We start from the raw sequence: 18,480 nt of genomic DNA, 5'->3' as shown, positions 1-18,480 counted from the left end.
TGCCATACCTCATATATATTATGTACTATTTATTAAAAAGTCATTAGAGCTCCTGATAGATTTACAATTATTTTATTATTTCAAAATATAAATCGAAAGTAGTGAACACCTATGGAAATACTGAATATACATCACTTAAAAAACAACTATATCTCTTGGTATCATAAGCAAGTAGATTTCAAGAAAATAAATTCACATACACTACGCGTGGAAATTCCTTTTAAAGATTGCACGATGGATAACATCATTCTTTATGCTATCTTTAGCGATGATAAGCAGACTATCACGCTTTGTGACGATGGTTATACACTATTTAATTTAAAATCTCAAAAGCCTGAGTTGTTTGAGCAGAAACCAACTCTTAAATTACTATACAAATACATTCAAACATTTAATGTAAATATAGATGAAAGCACTGAAGAAATCTATATTGAATGCGTTATACAGAATTTAAATGAATCACTTCAAAGTTTTACTCAGTCAATCATTTGTATAAATGACTTATTCAGCAACAACAAGATATCGATACAGAATTTGTCTCTAAAAGATACAACTAACGACTTTTTATCATTTAATCATTTACTTTTATGAACTAAAATAAAGCCGGAAAGTAAGATAGAGTGTAACTGCTTACTTTCTGGCTTTTAAAATATACTTTAAAATAAATACGTGAGATAGTAGATGAAATGAAACGCCATAAATATTACTGCACAAATTATAGAAATCGTGAGAAAACGATCTCCGATGACATCATTATACTTTTTGATTTTCACACTACAAATAATACTTCCAATCGCAAATAACGGGCTGATAATTGTTAACAATATAAACACTGCTCCTAGAATCTTTAACAAAGTTGAATTATTCTTCATAGGTTTCCCCTCTATACGTTTTCTTTATTTTATCACTTATTTATACCACAATTCAGGATGATAAGTTACATTAAATTTCAATTTAAATTGTATTAGCAAGCCCATGTACACTCTATAAATTACAAAATGACAAATTGAACCTGAATAAGTTTGATATGACTGACATTCAAATTATCATTAAGCCTCCATATTATTTCATTACGCTTATCTTTCCTCTTAACTTTAGATATTAAAAAAGCAGCACACATACGGTTAAGTATGCATGCTGCGTATTATAATACTTATATTCAATGAACACTATTGGATTAACCGATAGAACCTTCCATTTCGAATTTGATTAGACGGTTCATTTCAACGGCATATTCCATTGGTAATTCTTTTGTGAATGGTTCGATGAAGCCCATTACGATCATTTCAGTTGCTTCTTCTTCTGAAATACCACGGCTCATCAAGTAGAAGAGTTGTTCTTCTGATACTTTAGATACTTTCGCTTCGTGTTCTAATGAAATATCATCATTCATGATTTCATTATAAGGAATCGTATCTGAAGTTGATTTGTTATCTAAGATTAACGTATCGCATTCGATGTTTGAACGTGCACGTTTCGCTTTACGTCCAAATTTAACGATACCACGGTAAACAACTTTACCGCCATCTTTTGAGATAGATTTTGAGACAATGGTTGAAGATGTGTTTGGTGCTAAGTGAATCATTTTCGCACCCGCATCTTGAACTTGTCCTTTACCAGCTAATGCGATTGAAAGTGTACTTCCTTTCGCACCTTCACCAGCTAATACACAGTTAGGGTATTTCATAGTCAATTTAGAACCTAAGTTACCGTCAACCCATTCCATGTTACCATTCTCATGAACTAAAGTACGTTTTGTAACTAAGTTATAGACGTTGTTAGCCCAGTTTTGAATTGTAGTATAACGAACGTGTGCATCTTTGTGTACAATGATTTCAACTACAGCTGAGTGTAGTGAGTTTGTAGTGTACACAGGTGCTGTACAACCTTCAACATAGTGTACTGAAGCACCTTCATCAGCGATGATTAAAGTACGTTCGAATTGACCCATGTTTTCTGAGTTGATACGGAAGTATGCTTGTAGTGGTGTATCTAATTTAATATTCTTAGGAATATAAATGAATGAACCACCTGACCATACTGCTGAGTTCAACGCTGCGAATTTGTTATCTGCAGCTGGAACTACTGAAGCGAAGTATTCTTTGAATAATTCTTCGTTTTCACGTAATGCAGAGTCAGTGTCTTTGAAGATAACACCTTTCTCTTCTAATTCAGCTTCCATGTTTTGGTATACAACTTCTGATTCATATTGAGCAGAAACCCCAGCAAGATATTTTTGCTCTGCTTCAGGGATACCTAAACGGTCGAAAGTACGTTTAATTTCTTCAGGTACTTCGTCCCATGAACGTTCTGCTTGTTCAGAAGGTTTTACATAGTAAGTGATATCGTCAAAGTTTAACTCTGACAAGTCGCCGCCCCATTGTGGCATTGGCATTTTATAGAATAACTCTAAAGATTTTAGACGGAAGTCTAACATCCATTGAGGTTCTTCTTTCATTTTTGAAATCTCAGTTACGATATTTTCTGTTAATCCGCGTTCTGATCTGAAAATGGACACATCATCGTCGTGGAATCCATATTTGTAATCCCCAACATCAGGTGCTTTTTTAGCCATTTCAATCACTCCTTTTATATAATCAACACGATACATAGACACGTGGCAATATTTCAATCATTTGATAGAACTTCATGATGATTTATAGCTTTCACAATATCCTATTGGATATTGCTACTTGTATAAACCAGTCTATCATGTAACTGACAAGTTAGAAACCTCCTTGCCAGTTACTTATTCTTTACCCGTTATGGGTGCTTACTTTGCATTTTCTTCAGAATCAGTATCTGCTTGACCTTCACGTTCCACAGTACCTTTTTCTAAAGCTTTCCAAGCAAGCGTTGCACATTTAATACGTGCAGGGAATTGAGAAACACCTTGTAATGCTTCAATATCTCCCATATCTTCAGTTAATTCATAATCTTCGCCAAGCATCATTTTAGAAAATTCTTGACTCATTTCTAATGCTTCTTTTAACGAATGACCTTTAACTGCTTCAGTCATCATAGATGCACTAGACATTGAAATTGAACAACCTTCACCATCAAATTTTGCATCCTCAATAATGCCATCAACAATATCGAAAGTAAGGTGAATTCGGTCTCCGCACGTTGGGTTATTCATATCAACAGTTAAAGAGCCGTTATCTAATTTACCTTTGTTTCTCGGATTTTTATAATGGTCCATAATTACAGATCTATATAGTTGATCTAAATTATTAAAATTCATATGAGAAAAACTCCTTCGTTTGGTTTAAAGCGTAAATTAATTGATCAATGTCTTCTTTAGTATTATAGATATAGAAACTTGCTCTTGCTGTTGAAGATTGATTCAACCATTTCATTAACGGTTGAGCACAGTGATGTCCTGCACGTACAGCAACACCTTCTGTATCTAAAGCCGTCGCAACGTCATGTGGGTGAATATCTTTCAAGTTGAAAGTGATGACACCTGCACGTCTCTCTTTAGGCGGACCATAGATTTCTAAGTCTTCAATCGCATCCATTTGTTCGTATGCATATTCAGTCAACTCTTTTTCATGTTGATGAATCGCATCAAATCCAATGTTTTCAAGATATTTAATCGCTGCAGCTAACCCAATAGCTTGCGCAATTAAAGGTGTACCTGCTTCGAATTTTGTTGGCAAGTCTGTCCAAGTTGCTTCATATTTACCTACGAAGTCAATCATGTCGCCACCATATTCGATAGGTTCCATATCTTTAAGCAGACTACGTTTACCATATAAAACACCAATACCTGTAGGACCAAGCATTTTGTGTCCACTGAAACTGTAGAAGTCTACATCTAAATCTTGTACATCAATTTTCATGTGCGGTGCTGCTTGCGCACCATCCACACTGATAATTGCACCATGTTCATGTGCAACTTTCGCAATTTCTTTCACATCGTTGATTGTACCTAAAACGTTAGATACATGTGCAATTGCTACAATTTTAGTGTTGTCATTAATTGTGGCTTTCACATCTTCGATGTTCAATTCACCCGTTTCTGTCATCGGAATGAATTTTAAAGTTGCACCTTTACGACGTGCTAATTCTTGCCAAGGTACAATGTTAGCGTGATGTTCCATTTCAGTCACGACAATTTCATCGCCTTCTGAAACATTTGCATCACCATAACTACGTGCTACTAAGTTAATAGAAGCTGTTGTACCTCTTGTGAAAATAATTTCTTCAAAGTAACGTGCATTAATGAAACGTCTTACTGTTTCGCGTGCACCTTCATAACCATCTGTTGCTAATGAGCCGAGTGTGTGTACACCACGGTGCACATTAGAATTATAACGTTTATAATAATCGTCAATCGCTTCGATTACTTGAAGTGGTGTTTGACTTGTCGCTGTTGTATCTAAATAAGCTAAGCGTTTGCCATTGACTTGTTGTTTCAAGATTGGAAAATCTTCAATAACTTCATTAACATTTAGTGTTGTTTCGGCCACTATATCCACAGACCTTTCTTCATTAATAATCACTTGTCGTACAAAATAACTTACAAGCTGACAGGATTTAATGAATAATAATTGACTGCGAACAGGTTATTCAAAAGCGTAAAGAGAAGGAGGAATATGACGCAGTGATGTACATTTCATCAGCTGACTTCCTCCTGTTTTTAATCTCTCCTGCCTAGCTTATATTTTTTATTTTGATACTCTTAATTCAATAACGTCACGTAATTGACGTTTTACATCTTCGATTGGCAATTCTCTTACTACTGGATCTAAGAAACCATGAATAATTAAACGTTCAGCTTCTTGTTGAGAAATACCACGACTCATTAAGTAGTAAAGTTGTTCGTCATCTACACGGCCAACTGATGCTGCGTGACCTGCTTCTACATCATCTTCATCGATTAATAGAATTGGGTTTGCATCTCCGCGTGCTTTCTCAGAAAGCATTAACACACGTGATTCTTGGTTCGCAACTGATTTTGAACCGCCATGTTTGATATAACCAATACCATTGAAGATAATAGTCGCTGCTTCTTCAACTACACCGTGTTTAAGAATGTAACCATCTGTTTCTTTACCGTATTGAACGATTTTAGATGTTACGTTTGATTTTTGATCGCCAGTACCTACTGCTACTGATTTCAATACACTTGTAGAACGGTCACCAATTAAGTTAGTTGTGTTATCAATAATTTGGTTACCTTTGTTCATTAATCCAAGTGCCCAGTTGATTGAAGCATCTGCTTCAGTAATACCACGACGAATAATGTGGCTAGTGAAACCTTTATCTAAATAGTCTACTGCACCATAAGTGATTTTAGAGTTCGCACCAGCAATAACCTCAGAAACAATGTTCACTTGGTTGCCTTCGCCGCTAGCATCTGACAAGTAGTTTTCAACATAAGTTACTTCTGCACTTTGTTCAGTCACAATAATAACGTGATTGAAGAAACTTGCATTTTCATCATCATGTAAAACTACATATTGAACTGGATGTTCAACGACTACATTTTTCGGTACATATACGAATAAGCCGCCATTGATTAATGCAGTATGCAACGCTGTTAAACGGTGTTCATCTACGTTAACTGCATCTTTCATCAAGTATTTTTGAACTAAATCTCCATGATTCACTAAAGCATCTGCTAAGCCTTCAATAATTACACCGTCTTTTTTCGCTTCTTCTGAAACGCGTATATAAGCAAGTGTATTATTGTGTTGAATCACTAAGTTTTCAGTTTTTTCAACATCAATGATTTTTTCAATAGAATCTGGAATTTCACTGATATCTTGATAAGTTTCAGCTTTTGTTTCGAATTGTTTAAATGAGTCGAAATCCCATTTTGTGATTTTAGTTTTATCTGGTTTTGGCATTTCTAAAGTTTCAGTTAGTTTCAACGCTTCTTTACGTAATTCTGTCATCCAAGAAGGTTCATTTTGGGCTTGTGAATACTCAACAAGTTCTGCTGCAGAAATGTTCAAAGTTTCAGTCGTCATAACTTAATATCCTCCTAACGATACTTATAACATTTAATCGGTTGTTTCTTCTTTACGTAAATGATTTACGCTTCGCTGAATTCTTCTTTAACCCATTCATAACCTTCATTTTCTAAACGATGTGCTAATTCTGGTCCGCCAGTTTTAACGATTTTACCGTTATACATAACGTGTACGAAATCAGGTGTGATGTAGTTTAATAAACGTTGATAGTGCGTAATGATTAATGAACCAAAGTCATCTCCACGCATTTCGTTGATACCTTTAGACACAACTTTCAACGCATCGATATCTAAACCTGAGTCAATTTCGTCTAGGATAGCGAATTTAGGTTGTAACATCATCAATTGTAAGATTTCGTTACGTTTTTTCTCGCCGCCTGAGAAACCTTCGTTAAGGTAACGTTGCGCCATATCTGGATCCATATCTAGGAATTCCATTTCTTTATCTAATTTCTTAATGAATTGCATTAAGTTGATTTCTTTGCCTTCTTCGCGTTTTGCATTAATTGCTGAACGCATGAAGTCTGCGTTTGTAACACCAGTAATTTCTGATGGATATTGCATAGCTAGGAATAAACCTGCTTTTGCACGTTCGTCAACGTCTAATTCTAAAACGTTAACACCGTCAAGTAATACTTCACCTTTAGTTACTGTGAAAGCTGGGTGACCCATGATTGCTGCTGATAAAGTAGATTTACCAGTACCGTTAGGTCCCATAACTGCATGAATTTCTCCCGTGTTAATTGTTAAGTTAACACCTTTTAAAATTTCTTTATCCTCAATAGACACGTGTAAGTCTTTAATCTCCAATGTTGATGGCATTAAAAGTCCCTCCGTAAACATAAATAGTATTTCAATTACTAGTTTATAATAATTTTAATCTGTAGTCAAAACTGCACTACATTGGTACATTTATAAATTATAACGCAATTAAACCCCAGAATAAACCTTTTAAGTACCTAAATAAAAAGAATTCTTAAATTGTAATGAGTTTCATTAAAGCGTTTCAATGTGAAATGTTGCACGAATTTCAAAGCTACTGATTCTCATTTTCTGTCCTTCTATTATCATTACCCATATCTTTGTCACATATTATGATAGGGTCTCGTTGCTCTCTATACTATTAATAGACGCAAAAAATCACTCCCAAGCATCTATACTTGAGAGTGATTAATAATTTCTTATTCAGCTGGGATTACAGCACCATCATATTTTTTGTTGATGTAATCTTTAATATCTTGAGATTGTAATGCTTTGATTAAAGCTTTGATTTTTTTATCTTTTTCGTGACCTTCTTTAACCGCTACTAAGTTTGCGTATGGGTTGTTTTCAGGTTTTTCAAGAGCGATTGAATCTTTTTTAGGGCTTAATTTTTGTTCAATAGCAAAGTTAGAGTTGATAATTGCAGCATCAACATCTTCGTTTTGATAGATTTTTGGTAAATATTCAGCTGATTGTTTGTTGTTGAATTTGATGTCTTTTTTGTTTTCTACAATGTCACTGAAGTGTGCATCTTGGATTTTAACGCCTTTTTTCAATTTGATTAAACCTTCGTCAACGAAGAATTTCAAGAAACGACCTTCTTCAGCTGGGTTGTTAGAAACATAAACTGTTGCACCTTTTGGTAATTCTTTTAAGCTTTTATATTTTTTAGAGTATACAGCCATTGGTTCTAAGTGAACGTTACCAACAGATACTAATTTGTATCCTTTGTCTTTTTTCTCAGTGTTTAAATATGGTGTGTGTTGGAAGAAGTTTGCATCCAATTCACCGCTGTTTACTAATTTGTTAGGTGTTGTATAGTCGTTGATTGTTTTGATCTTTAAGTCATAACCTTCTTTTTTCAAGATAGGTTTAGCTTGTTCTAAAAGTTCAGCGTGAGGGGCTGGTGAAGCACCAACTGTGATTGTTTTAGAATCTTCTCCTCCTGCTGATTTATCCTTACTGCCACATGCTGCTAAAACTACAGTTAATACTAAAACCGCTAAAATACTAATAATTTTTTTCATTGGATTGATCCTTTCAAAATAGAATTAACGTTTGTCAATTTTATTTGTAGCCCAGTCACCCACAAATTGAATGATGAACACAAACACTAAAATAAAGATTGTTGAAACTAAAATGACATCATTTTGGTTTCGAGTAAAACCAGTTAAATATGCTAAGTTACCTAAACCGCCTGCACCGATAACACCGGCAACAGCAGTAGAACCTACTAATGCGATTGCAGTAACTGTAATACCTGAAATCAAGGCTGGACGTGATTCTGGAATTAATACTTTGCGAATAATTGTCCAAGTGTTTGCACCCATTGAACGTGCAGCTTCAATAACGCCTTTATCAATTTCTTTAAATGCGATTTCCACTAAACGCGCATAGAATGGTGCAGCACCAATAACTAATGCTGGAAGTGCTCCTGTCGGACCACTGATTGTGCCAAGTAATAAACTTGTGAATGGAATCAAGAGCAAGATTAAAATGATGAATGGAATTGCTCTGAATAAGTTCACAATAAATGACACGATTTGATAAAACACTTTTGCTGTCGGTGATTTACTCTTAGCTGTCAGGAATAATAGTACGCCTAGAATTAAACCGATCACGAACGCAAAAATTGTAGAAATGGCTGTCATATAGAGTGTTTCGTATGTAGCCAGCCAAACTTGGTCCCATTGAACATTCGGCATTGTGACCATTTCACGTAATATATCACTGAATGATTTATCCATTACGAACCACCTCCACACCTACATTACGCTTCTCTAATTCGTTTTTAAAATCATCAAAAAATTCAGTTTTCAAGTCTACAATATGTACAATCAAGAAACCAATCGGCCCGCTTTTCGAATGGCGGATATTCGCTTCTAGTATGTTCACATTCAGATTATATTTTTGAGTAATATATGACACAATCGGTTCTGTCGTTTCTTCTCCAATGAAGTTCAAACGTACAATATAACCGTTTGTCGACTCTGGAATCAGTTCTTGAATTGATTCGTCAAATTGGTCATTCAAGCCTTCTTTAACGAAACGTTTAGTCACTTGATGTTTAGGATTTTCAAACACTTCTTTAACTTCACCGCGTTCAATGACCCTACCATTTTCCATAACCGCAACTTCGTCGCAGATTTCGCGAATCACATTCATTTCATGTGTAATAATCACAATTGTTAAGTCTTCTTCTTTTCTGATTTTTAGTAAGAGCTCTAAAATTTCATCTGTTGTTTGAGGATCTAAAGCACTTGTAGCTTCGTCACAAAGCAATACTTTTGGATCGTTTGCTAAGGCACGTGCGATACCAACCCTTTGTTTTTGACCACCAGATAATTCTGAAGGATAAGCTTTTTCTCTTCCTTTAAGCCCTACAAGCTCAACCAATTCTTTTGCTCTTTTTTCAGCTGCTGCTTTATCAACGCCAGCAATTTCCAACGGAAACTTAATATTATCTAACACTGTTCTAGACCACAATAAGTTGAAGTGTTGGAATATCATACTTACCTTTTGTCGCTTTTTCCTTAGTTGCGCTTTGCTGAGTTGTCCTAATTCATCTCCATCTATTATGACTTGACCTGATGTTGGTTCTTCCAAATAATTTAAAATTCTGACAAGTGTACTTTTACCGGCACCAGAAAACCCGATGACACCGTAAATGGTACCCTCCGACACATCTAAATCGACATGATCAACTGCCAGTACTTCTTGATGTTTCGTCTTATATCTTTTGACGATTTGTTTCAGTTGAATCACTGCATTCTCCCCTTTCCTTGCAATACCTACCTACAAATTAAAAAAGCTTTCCCTTATCGCTGCTATGAGCATTAAAGAGAAAGCAATTTGAAATTTCTTTCTCTCATCTTCAAAAGCAGTTCAACTTTTTGTGAATTGGCACCATTTCTTATAAATAAGACGGTTGCCGGGTTTCGTCGGGCACATCCCTCCACCTCTCTTGATAAGAGATAACTATTTAATTGATATTTATCCTACCACTTCACTCAGAAGTAGTCAACAACTATTTTAAATTTTCTAATAAATAAGGAACCGATTGAAATGCGTAAATACGGTCTATCTCCTTATCTTTCGACATCACTAACAAAACAGGAACAGATTGAATTTGATAGGCCTCACTGAAATCAGGATGAAAATTCAAATCTGCTTTGACCAAAGGAAGTTGTAAAATTTCATTGGCTATATCTAGCATTTTCTCTGAAACTTTACATGATCCGCACATCGGTGTGTAACCAAAAATCAAATGCTTGTCTTGATCAAAGTTTTGTTTGATATCTGTAATTTGTTGCTTAACGTTCATTTATATACTAATCCTTTCACTGGTGCTTCACCTTTTACCATAAACCCATGGTTTCTAAGCACTTTGGCAAGATAAGGGCGCGGACAACGTGCGACTTCAGAATAAGTTCTATCAACAAAGATATGTTCACTTTCTGATAAGTAATGTTTGAACCATTGACGAATACGGCGCCCTTCTTTATCTGCATCCACTAATATATAGACAGGACGTTCATACAAGTGTTCTATCATATCATCAAGTTTATCAATGCCCATTGTGCCGTGCGTACAAATGATTTGCACGGGTTCATCAATCACTTCTTGTACACGTTTTTTATCTGTTTTACCTTCTACAACGATTACTTTATCTAACAATGCCATATTCACTACACTCCAATACTCTCGTGATATCATTGCTTCATTACTCGCAAACGTAAATGCTTAGGTTCTGCCAACTTATATAAAAATAGTGCGTAAGTTGATACTTTTATTGTAACGCAGGTCTTATTTTAAAGACACGCAACTTGTTTAACAACTAAACAAACACGATAAGTTATGTATTTATTCAGCTGTAAAGGTTCAGCACTTTAGCGCTCTAGTTTGTTATAGCCTATTTCAAATAAAAAATAACCCCAAAATACAAAGTATCTTGGAGTTTGGTTTTTAAAGCCGATTATTCACCGATCATTTCTTTATATTGATCAGCTGATAATAAATCATCTAATTGGCTTGTGTCATTTAATTTTACTTTAACCATCCATGCTTTTTCGTATGGTGATTCATTTACGAATTCTGGACTGTCTTCTAATTCTTCGTTGATTTCAACTACAGTTCCTGAAACTGGTGCGTATAATTCAGAAACAGTTTTAACTGATTCTACACTTCCGAAAGATTCGCCCTCTTCGATATCATCGTCAGTTTCTGGTAATTCAACGAATACGATGTCACCAAGTTCTCCTTGTGCGTATTCAGTGATACCGATTGTTACTGTATCGTCCTCAACTTTAACCCATTCATGTTCTTTTGAATATTTTAATTCCTCTGGCACTGCCACACGAATCCCCTCCTAATTAATAAATGAATACTCTTTTATGATGCCATATGAAACCTTTTCATTCAACTATTTATAGACATCTTGTAGTTTTTTAATTTTTTGTGTAAATAAAGCGCTTAGCAATAAGATATTTACTACTTATAGTGCTATAAGTTAGTTCACCCAAGTATCTTTGTATTCTTTTTCGTTAAAACCAAGCGTGATTTTATTGCCTGAAACCGCAAGTGGTCGTTTAACAAGCATACCGTCAGAAGCCAATAAATCTAGTTTTTCATCATCAGACAAACTGTCAAGTCTATCTTTCAGACCTAGTTCACGATACTTACCTCCGCGTTTGTTGAATAACTTATCAATTTCAACGCCGGTTTTATCAATAATATCTTGTAGTTCTCTTTTATTTGGGTTAAGTTCTACGATGTCGATAGGTTCATAACTTACACCATATTCATCTAAAAATTTTGCTGCTTTCTTGCATGTCGTACAGTTTTGGTACTGATAAAATCTAATCATCTTTTGACCTCCTTTAACTATTATGTCTAATATACCAAATTTCTAAAAATAACGCTTTAAATTGTCGGTTTAATATTTTTAAATTTACGTTCAAATTCGTTATAATATATATAATAGGATTAGAAAAAGGAGCGAAATGAAAATGGAAGCAATTAAAACACGTGAAGATTTCGATAAAATCATCGAAAGCAACGAACCTGTGATTATTAAATTCGAAGCAGGATGGTGCCCTGACTGTCGCGCAATGGATATGTGGATTGATCCGATTGTTGAAAAATACAACGACTATAAATGGTACAACGTAAATCGTGACGAATTAGAAGATGTAGCTCAAGATTACGAAGTAATGGGCATTCCAAGTTTACTTGTTTTCAAAAATGGTGAAAAAACAGCACACTTGCACTCAGCAAATGCTAAATCACCTGAGCAAGTTGAAGATTTCTTAAGTGAGACATTTAAATAAGCAGTTATAGAATAAATAAAGCCAAGCTGAAATCAGCTTGGCTTTACTCATATAATTAATACTCTGAAATAAAGTTCTCAGTGTGACGTGGTTTCTTTGGAGGAATCTTCATTTCCATATCAGTAAGATATAAGAAGCCGACTAAATCTTCATCATCTTCAACACCTAATACTTTTCTCACTTTAGGCATAAAAATATATGGCGGTGTTTTCCAGCACGTACCGATACCTGCTTCATGCAGCAATAGCATCAAGTTTTGTGCATAAGCACCGAATGCTAGATGATTCTCAAGATTTTCTTTTTGTCTTGGATCTCGTTTTACAATCAATACGAGTAATCCACCCAATTTTGTCACCGCATCATAGTGACTTTGTTGTTTCTCAGGTTCATTTCTAAACGCATAACGAGAAACTGTTCGACTTAAATCCCCTAGTCTGTCCTTTGAAACATGAATGATTCTCCATGGTTCTCTCATACCATGATTTGGTGCATCTGTAGAGAGTTTTAGTGCTTCATATAGCGCTGTATCATCTATATGCATATCATGGTCGAATATCTTCACACTTCTTCTTGATGAAATTGCATCTCTTAATTCCACAATCTAACTCTCCTTTATATTAATGATAACCATTATCAATTACAGTATAGATTGAAATACATATTTTTTCAAATTATTTGTTTGATTCATATAATGTCAAAAGTTCTTTTAATTTAGTGACATGTATTTGTCCTGGTGCTTGCGGCTCTCCTAAGCAACCGTAAGAGATACTTCCTCCAAATACACCTTGGGCCGTTCTTGATACTAAACCAAGATGAGACATAGATATACCTACTACTTTCATTTTGACACTTTGAGAAGATACATAGAGTGCATCTAACAGATAGGTCACATCTTCAGGATCTTTCGGCATTACTGCTAGTTTTAAATAATCAGCATCTGTTTTACTCATTTTAAAATAAGTGAATTTCAACTTTTCAATTGCTGGTGTTTCTTCAAAGTCGTGTTGAGACAATACTACTTCTAAGCCTACCGCTTGTGCTTCAGCTACTAATTCTGTGATTTTCTCTTTATTCTCTTCTTCCCATTCAATATCAATCATGTCATAACCTTGAACTTGCATTAAATCTTGTAATAGCGCATAATAAAATTCTTGCGCTTTGTTTCCTTTTCCACCTTGTGAAGCTGTACGATATGTGATTAACAGCTTAGCTTCAGGTATGCTTTTACGCAAAGCAGTAACAAGCGTTTCAATCTCAGTAATTTCAACTGTTTGACGTTGGTCAATTCTTAACTCAATAATATCGATGGCCGCTTGTGACTCGACCAATTCCGTATGCAGCTTTTGTGTGATGTCAGTTTCTGGCGCTATCGTTACAGCAATTTCTACTTGCGTCATCCTATCTACCCCTTACTTTTATAATGTGACCAGTTTGTTTCTTTAATAATAGTTTAACATTAGTCAGCGTAATAGAGTGTATTGCGCATTATTTTATGTAGACAAACTACCAATCATTAGACAGTTTCATATTAAAAGTTTGAAGATATTTTATCCGTAAAATATTCATGGTACCGTTAAAAAGTACTTTAAAATAAGATTAGCTTTTTTCTATACCATATATGTTGTTTAAAATCGTCCAATATTGTGAACAACCGCTTTTCAAACTTTACTTTTTTCTTAGGCACACCTATTAAGTGTTGCTTTGATTAAAAGTATATAATAATATTAAATTAAACTTATCAATAATGACCACATTATTAAATTTAAGCAAAAGTTAAGAAAGCAATAAGAGAGGTGTTAAATTCATGAAAGAAATCAGATTACTAAATCCTGAAGATTTAGAGGATGTCTACCAACTATTTAAAGAAGCTACAAGTGATCCGAAAAATATTTATACTTGGGCAATTTATGATGAAGATAAAGTATGTAGGGAATACTTCAAAAAGTTGATAGACAGTAACAACAACGCACAATATTTATTCGGCGTGTTTTTTAATAATGAATTAGTGGGAGCTTTGACATTATTCCATCCAATCATTGTCGGAACGCAGCATAAAGCTATTATCGAAAATATGTATGTGAAAGATATTGATCATTTGGATGAAAAGTTATTAAATACTGTCGCAGATTTTTGTACCGAACTTGAGATAGAAAAAATTATGGCCCCTGTTGCTTCAAACAATATCAGCGCATTAACTTTCTATAGTGAGTACGGCTTTTCAAAAATAGGTTTTGAAACGAATTCTCGTAAATATGGCGATGAATATATTGATGAGCATTGGTTGATTTATCCTATTAAAAAGGTAGCAGACGTTAATTAATATGTTGTGAAAAACATTAATAAGCGCAAAAAAATTCGGTACATTCCCGTGTACCGAATTGATTAAGTAAAGTAAGTTGTAATTAAGTGACCGTAAATCGTAACGGTTACGTTTTATATTACATGACGTTAAGTCATTTGTAAACCATAAATCGTAATTTTTACGATTTATTTTTATTTATAAAGAAAGCAAGTGCACAATTTCAGATGCACTTGCTTTTCTTTAACTACTTTTATATACACTAATTGCTCTGTTAGCTGATTCTAAAAGATGATGCTCAAAATAATTCTCATGTACATAATCATATATATTATCTATATTTGTCTCTTCTTTAGGAAAGTTATGATCTTTAACAATACAATCGGCTAATTGTCCGAACGGCGTATCATCTTCCATAAAAGTAATAATAAACTTATAAAAACTCATGTAACAACCCCACTTAAAGATATTTCTGAATCGAAAAAACACTAACATCGATACATTTCCGTAAAGCGGAAATCATTCTTATCAGTTAAATAGGCTTTTTCATTAGTATAACATAAGGTTCAGAATAAAATACAGTTAATAAAAAAATCTTATTTAACAACGAACTGTAATTATATTCAAATCATTTCTCTTTTGTAACGCAATGTTCGAAAATTTTAAAATGACTTTGTTCTCTATACGCAATTATTTATACATCATATTTATAAAGTTAGCCTAAACCAGCAAGAAATACAAGGTATTCTTATTCAAATTGATAAACTTTATACATAATTTTTACATTTAATTCATAATTTCGTGCGAATCTTTAAATAGTTTTAACTACAGAGTGAATACCAGATTTGAAACAATAAAAACTCATATAAAAAGCAAGGCATAAAACGCCTTGCTTTTCATAGAAACAATTCGGCTATTAGAATCCGCGTCCAGCACCTCCGCCGCCGAAGCCGCCGCCTCCGCCGAAGCTGCCTCCGCTGAAACCACCGCCGCTTGATGAACCGCCACCGAAACCTCCGGTGCCAACCCACCAAGTACCTGTATTATCCCTTCTGCGGCCGCCTCCTCTAGGAGGTCCGCCACCACCATTTTTAATAGAGATAATAATGATGATGATAATAACAATAAAGATTATACCAAATAAACTAAAAGGCCCATCACCTTCTGAGTGATTTTGTTGTTTAGGTGTATCTTCAGTAAATTTTTCGCCATCATAGCCATAGGCTTTGGCGATTTCATTCCAAATTGCATTATAAAGTTGTGTGATTCCTTGACTGTAATATGCTTTTTGTTTTTCTTTATTATCTGTTTGTCCTGCTTTTTCAGCATAAGGCATAAAGTTATCATCAATTAGTGCGCCAACTTTGGCATCATTTAAGACACCTTCTAATCCTCGACCTACCGCAACCTGAATACCACGATTTTGATATTCGTTACCGTTATCTAAATTGACTAAAATAACAACGCCTCGACTATGCTTTTGGTCGCCCACTTTATAATGACGTCCTGCTTGATAAGCATAATCTTCTTTTGGTGTTTGTCCGATGGATTTCATAGTCATCACTAAAATATCTGAATCTGTACCATCTTGAAGTTTTTGGCCTTTTTTAGCCATCTCATCTTTATCTTGGCTCGTAATCAAATCTGCATGGTCTTGTACAAAAACAGGTTGTTCTAATTCTGGAAATTTATCTGATGCCGCAAACATACTTTGTGCGACGAGTAACATCCCAACCCATATGACAGCTAAGACGCTGGCACTTTTTCTGATCATTGAGATGAGTCAGTGCCGAAATCAACTTTAGGTGCTTTGTCTGCACCACTTTCGGCTTTAAAGTATTCTTTCTTATCAAATCCAAATAGCTTAGCTACGATGGTTGTTGGGAAATGGCGAATGGCTTGGTTATATTTGTTAACAGATGTATTGTAATCATTTCGAGCAACTGCAATTCTATTTTCTGTACCTGCAAGCTCGTCACGTAATCCTGTGAATTGTTTATCTGCTTTTAAATCAGGATAATTTTCACTGATTGCTAATAATCTGCTTAAAGCAGAATTGACTTCGCCATTAGCTTCTGCTTTCTCTTTTGGTGTTGATGCACCTGCAAGTTTGCTACGCGCATCAGAAACTTGTTTAAATACATCTTCTTCATGCTTTGCGTAACCCTTAACAGTGTTTACAAGGTTAGGGATTAAATCTACACGGCGTTGTAGTTGATTATCGATATTTGAAAGTGCTGTGTTCGTATCTTCATCCATACCGACAAGTTTATTATATGGACCAATCATTGTAACACCAATGATGACAATAACAATGCCGATAATAATAAGCGGTGTAAGTATTTTCTTCATATTTTTCTCCTTTTGCTTAAAATGATTTATTTTAATTATACAATATTGGTACCCTATCTGGCTAAAGTTGAAGATTGCAATCAACCTTTAAAATCTTTACAAAAAATTAATTTTTATTTTCCGATAAATAATAGATGCAATTACCAGAAATGGTTGTATAATAACAGATGTATTTGAAATCTACACCAAAATCTAGCTTATTAAAGAAGGTGTTTATGTGGCTTACTTAAAGAAACCCTTAACTGTTTATTTATTACTATTTCTGAGCACTACATTGTTAGGTGCACTGTTATTATATTTGCCATGGACTGGTAAGCAATATACATCTTTTATTGATGCATTCTTTGTAGCATCCAGCGCATTTACAGTCACTGGTTTATCAACAGTTGATATTACTTCCCAATTCAACTGGCTTGGCGACCTTATTATAATGTTTCTAATTCAAATTGGCGGTTTAGGGATTGTGACCATTACAACACTCACTTTAATCATAGCGAATCGCAGAATTTCAATGCACGAACGTAAATTAATCATGGTCACTTGGAATGTTGATGAACCTGGCGGCATGGTTCGCTTAATTCGTCAATTAACCCTCTATAGTTTGTCTACAGAGTTTATAGGCATGCTATTACTTGCTTTGTCATTTGTACCTAGATACGGGTTCGGTAAAGGGTTGTTTATCAGTATCTTTACCTCTATTTCAGCATTTAACAATGCAGGGTTTGCACTATTTTCTAAAAATATGATTGGATTTAATGATGATCCAGTTGTTACGCTTGTCATTCCCATTTTAATTATTATGGGCGGACTCGGACCTGTTGTCATGTCAGATTTAGTCAGAACAAGAAGATTAAATAAACTGAAGTTACATACTAAAGTTGTGCTTTCAACAACATTAGTCTTAATTTTTGGCGGCATGGCACTCTACTATCTATTAGAATTCAATAATACTTTGAGACCTTTCAGTATGTGGGGTAAACTTGGAACTTCTTTCTTCCAATCTGTTACAACAAGAACAGCAGGTTTCCAATCTGTTGACTTAGAACTGATTCATACCCCTACCGCTTTGATGATGATGGTACTTATGTTTATCGGTGGTGCACCGTTTAGTGCTGCAGGTGGTATTAAAGTCACAACATTTATTGTCATGATTATGTTTGTTTATAGTACTCTACGTAACGAAGATCATACCACAATCTTTAGCCGAACAATCAAACCTAGAACAATCGCAAAAGCCATCACTATCACAACAGTCAGCTTTATCTTTGTATTAACCGTTACATTTATAGTTAGTCTATTAAACGAAACAACACCTTTTATGAAAGTCATATTCGAAGTCGTATCCGCCTTCGGTACAGTTGGCTTAAGTATGAATTTTACATCTGAATATGGAACACTTACTAAAATTATCATTATTATTGTGATGATTTGCGGTAAATTAGGTGTTGTCACAGTATTAGCACTCTTCATCCCAAGTAAAAAACGATTTTATCAATATGCCAAAGGGAACATCCACTTATAAAGAAGCTTTCACC

The 18,480-nt window shown here is 34.7% G+C and carries 21 protein-coding genes and 1 riboswitch; of the genes, 4 read left to right on the top strand and 17 right to left on the bottom strand.

The window, feature by feature from the left end; genetic code table 11:
- The first annotated feature begins 111 nt into the window (after positions 1-111).
- Positions 112-591, top strand: coding sequence for a DUF1828 domain-containing protein (locus BU038_RS12810; RefSeq protein WP_107604468.1), 480 nt, complete (start codon positions 112-114; stop codon positions 589-591).
- Positions 592-1,177: 586 nt separating this feature from the next.
- Here BU038_RS12810 and sufB read toward each other — a convergent pair.
- The 12 genes from sufB to BU038_RS01250 all read right to left on the bottom strand — a co-directional run bounded on the left by sufB (position 1,178) and on the right by BU038_RS01250 (position 11,831).
- Positions 1,178-2,575: a Fe-S cluster assembly protein SufB gene (gene sufB / locus BU038_RS01305; protein WP_107604466.1), complete on the bottom strand. Its 1,398-nt coding sequence runs from the start codon at positions 2,573-2,575 to the stop codon at positions 1,178-1,180.
- Between the two features lie 198 nt (positions 2,576-2,773).
- Positions 2,774-3,244 (bottom strand): Fe-S cluster assembly sulfur transfer protein SufU, encoded by a 471-nt coding sequence (gene sufU, locus BU038_RS01300; RefSeq protein WP_023015332.1) that lies wholly within the window; start codon positions 3,242-3,244, stop codon positions 2,774-2,776.
- Entirely contained in the window at positions 3,234-4,484 is a 1,251-nt protein-coding gene (locus tag BU038_RS01295) for a cysteine desulfurase (protein ID WP_182676003.1), read from the bottom strand. The genes sufU and BU038_RS01295 overlap by 11 nt, the downstream gene beginning before the upstream one ends.
- A gap of 189 nt (positions 4,485-4,673) precedes the next feature.
- Complete coding sequence (gene sufD, locus BU038_RS01290) at positions 4,674-5,981, bottom strand: Fe-S cluster assembly protein SufD (protein WP_107604465.1); 1,308 nt, start codon at positions 5,979-5,981, stop codon at positions 4,674-4,676.
- Between the two features lie 65 nt (positions 5,982-6,046).
- Positions 6,047-6,805 carry a Fe-S cluster assembly ATPase SufC gene (gene sufC, locus BU038_RS01285; protein WP_002481612.1) on the bottom strand — a complete coding sequence of 253 codons (759 nt, stop codon included), beginning with the start codon at positions 6,803-6,805 and terminating at the stop codon, positions 6,047-6,049.
- Between the two features lie 359 nt (positions 6,806-7,164).
- Positions 7,165-7,992, bottom strand: coding sequence for a MetQ/NlpA family ABC transporter substrate-binding protein (locus BU038_RS01280; protein WP_002481595.1), 828 nt, complete (start codon positions 7,990-7,992; stop codon positions 7,165-7,167).
- A gap of 24 nt (positions 7,993-8,016) precedes the next feature.
- Positions 8,017-8,712 (bottom strand): methionine ABC transporter permease, encoded by a 696-nt coding sequence (locus BU038_RS01275; protein ID WP_002481594.1) that lies wholly within the window; start codon positions 8,710-8,712, stop codon positions 8,017-8,019.
- Positions 8,705-9,730 carry a methionine ABC transporter ATP-binding protein gene (locus BU038_RS01270; protein WP_107604464.1) on the bottom strand — a complete coding sequence of 342 codons (1,026 nt, stop codon included), beginning with the start codon at positions 9,728-9,730 and terminating at the stop codon, positions 8,705-8,707. Before BU038_RS01270 ends, BU038_RS01275 begins: the two co-directional genes overlap by 8 nt.
- 100 nt (positions 9,731-9,830) lie before the next feature.
- Positions 9,831-9,939, bottom strand: a riboswitch (SAM riboswitch).
- A gap of 53 nt (positions 9,940-9,992) precedes the next feature.
- Positions 9,993-10,289 (bottom strand): thioredoxin family protein, encoded by a 297-nt coding sequence (locus BU038_RS01265; protein ID WP_107604463.1) that lies wholly within the window; start codon positions 10,287-10,289, stop codon positions 9,993-9,995.
- Positions 10,286-10,648 carry a toprim domain-containing protein gene (locus tag BU038_RS01260; protein ID WP_107604462.1) on the bottom strand — a complete coding sequence of 121 codons (363 nt, stop codon included), beginning with the start codon at positions 10,646-10,648 and terminating at the stop codon, positions 10,286-10,288. The genes BU038_RS01265 and BU038_RS01260 overlap by 4 nt, the downstream gene beginning before the upstream one ends.
- 292 nt (positions 10,649-10,940) lie before the next feature.
- A complete protein-coding gene (gene gcvH, locus BU038_RS01255; protein WP_107604461.1) occupies positions 10,941-11,321 on the bottom strand; it encodes a glycine cleavage system protein GcvH in 381 nt (126 codons plus the stop codon).
- A gap of 153 nt (positions 11,322-11,474) precedes the next feature.
- Positions 11,475-11,831, bottom strand: coding sequence for an arsenate reductase family protein (locus BU038_RS01250; RefSeq protein ID WP_002481589.1), 357 nt, complete (start codon positions 11,829-11,831; stop codon positions 11,475-11,477).
- Between the two features lie 142 nt (positions 11,832-11,973).
- Between BU038_RS01250 and BU038_RS01245 the strand changes: the two genes are divergently transcribed.
- A complete protein-coding gene (locus BU038_RS01245; RefSeq protein WP_002481588.1) occupies positions 11,974-12,294 on the top strand; it encodes a thioredoxin family protein in 321 nt (106 codons plus the stop codon).
- 55 nt (positions 12,295-12,349) lie between these two features.
- Here the strand turns inward: BU038_RS01245 and BU038_RS01240 are convergent, their stop codons facing one another.
- On the bottom strand, positions 12,350-12,892 hold the full coding sequence (locus BU038_RS01240) for a nitroreductase family protein (protein WP_107604460.1): 543 nt from the start codon (positions 12,890-12,892) through the stop codon (positions 12,350-12,352).
- Positions 12,893-12,965: 73 nt separating this feature from the next.
- On the bottom strand, positions 12,966-13,691 hold the full coding sequence (gene aroD / locus BU038_RS01235; RefSeq protein WP_107604459.1) for a type I 3-dehydroquinate dehydratase: 726 nt from the start codon (positions 13,689-13,691) through the stop codon (positions 12,966-12,968).
- 407 nt (positions 13,692-14,098) lie between these two features.
- Between aroD and BU038_RS01230 the strand changes: the two genes are divergently transcribed.
- Positions 14,099-14,614, top strand: coding sequence for a GNAT family N-acetyltransferase (locus tag BU038_RS01230; RefSeq protein WP_107604458.1), 516 nt, complete (start codon positions 14,099-14,101; stop codon positions 14,612-14,614).
- Positions 14,615-14,836: 222 nt separating this feature from the next.
- Here the strand turns inward: BU038_RS01230 and BU038_RS01225 are convergent, their stop codons facing one another.
- The 3 genes from BU038_RS01225 to BU038_RS01215 all read right to left on the bottom strand — a co-directional run bounded on the left by BU038_RS01225 (position 14,837) and on the right by BU038_RS01215 (position 16,945).
- Complete coding sequence (locus tag BU038_RS01225; RefSeq protein WP_107604457.1) at positions 14,837-15,040, bottom strand: sterile alpha motif-like domain-containing protein; 204 nt, start codon at positions 15,038-15,040, stop codon at positions 14,837-14,839.
- A 469-nt stretch (positions 15,041-15,509) separates the two neighbouring features.
- Positions 15,510-16,367, bottom strand: a complete 858-nt coding sequence (locus tag BU038_RS12730) for a TPM domain-containing protein (RefSeq protein WP_107604456.1) — start codon at positions 16,365-16,367, stop codon at positions 15,510-15,512.
- The gene (locus BU038_RS01215; protein WP_002481583.1) at positions 16,364-16,945 is read right to left on the bottom strand and encodes a LemA family protein; all 582 of its coding nucleotides are present in this window, start codon (positions 16,943-16,945) and stop codon (positions 16,364-16,366) included. The genes BU038_RS12730 and BU038_RS01215 overlap by 4 nt, the downstream gene beginning before the upstream one ends.
- A gap of 217 nt (positions 16,946-17,162) precedes the next feature.
- Between BU038_RS01215 and BU038_RS01210 the strand changes: the two genes are divergently transcribed.
- Positions 17,163-18,467 (top strand): TrkH family potassium uptake protein, encoded by a 1,305-nt coding sequence (locus tag BU038_RS01210; RefSeq protein ID WP_107604455.1) that lies wholly within the window; start codon positions 17,163-17,165, stop codon positions 18,465-18,467.
- Positions 18,468-18,480 lie beyond the last annotated feature (13 nt).

This window comes from Staphylococcus simulans (assembly GCF_003043455.1).
In the GTDB taxonomy this organism is placed as follows: domain Bacteria; phylum Bacillota; class Bacilli; order Staphylococcales; family Staphylococcaceae; genus Staphylococcus; species Staphylococcus simulans_A.
This window is presented reverse-complemented; position numbering and strand designations above follow the sequence as displayed.

Coding starts and splice junctions, on each gene's coding strand:
- BU038_RS12810 (WP_107604468.1), top strand. CDS start 112: ATGGAAATACTGAATATACATCACTTAAAAAACAACTATATCTCTTGG.
- sufB (WP_107604466.1), bottom strand. CDS start 2,575: ATGGCTAAAAAAGCACCTGATGTTGGGGATTACAAATATGGATTCCAC.
- sufU (WP_023015332.1), bottom strand. CDS start 3,244: ATGAATTTTAATAATTTAGATCAACTATATAGATCTGTAATTATGGAC.
- sufD (WP_107604465.1), bottom strand. CDS start 5,981: ATGACGACTGAAACTTTGAACATTTCTGCAGCAGAACTTGTTGAGTAT.
- sufC (WP_002481612.1), bottom strand. CDS start 6,805: ATGCCATCAACATTGGAGATTAAAGACTTACACGTGTCTATTGAGGAT.
- BU038_RS01280 (WP_002481595.1), bottom strand. CDS start 7,992: ATGAAAAAAATTATTAGTATTTTAGCGGTTTTAGTATTAACTGTAGTT.
- BU038_RS01275 (WP_002481594.1), bottom strand. CDS start 8,712: ATGGATAAATCATTCAGTGATATATTACGTGAAATGGTCACAATGCCG.
- BU038_RS01265 (WP_107604463.1), bottom strand. CDS start 10,289: ATGAACGTTAAGCAACAAATTACAGATATCAAACAAAACTTTGATCAA.
- BU038_RS01260 (WP_107604462.1), bottom strand. CDS start 10,648: ATGGCATTGTTAGATAAAGTAATCGTTGTAGAAGGTAAAACAGATAAA.
- BU038_RS01250 (WP_002481589.1), bottom strand. CDS start 11,831: ATGATTAGATTTTATCAGTACCAAAACTGTACGACATGCAAGAAAGCA.
- BU038_RS01245 (WP_002481588.1), top strand. CDS start 11,974: ATGGAAGCAATTAAAACACGTGAAGATTTCGATAAAATCATCGAAAGC.
- aroD (WP_107604459.1), bottom strand. CDS start 13,691: ATGACGCAAGTAGAAATTGCTGTAACGATAGCGCCAGAAACTGACATC.
- BU038_RS01230 (WP_107604458.1), top strand. CDS start 14,099: ATGAAAGAAATCAGATTACTAAATCCTGAAGATTTAGAGGATGTCTAC.
- BU038_RS01225 (WP_107604457.1), bottom strand. CDS start 15,040: ATGAGTTTTTATAAGTTTATTATTACTTTTATGGAAGATGATACGCCG.
- BU038_RS12730 (WP_107604456.1), bottom strand. CDS start 16,367: ATGATCAGAAAAAGTGCCAGCGTCTTAGCTGTCATATGGGTTGGGATG.
- BU038_RS01215 (WP_002481583.1), bottom strand. CDS start 16,945: ATGAAGAAAATACTTACACCGCTTATTATTATCGGCATTGTTATTGTC.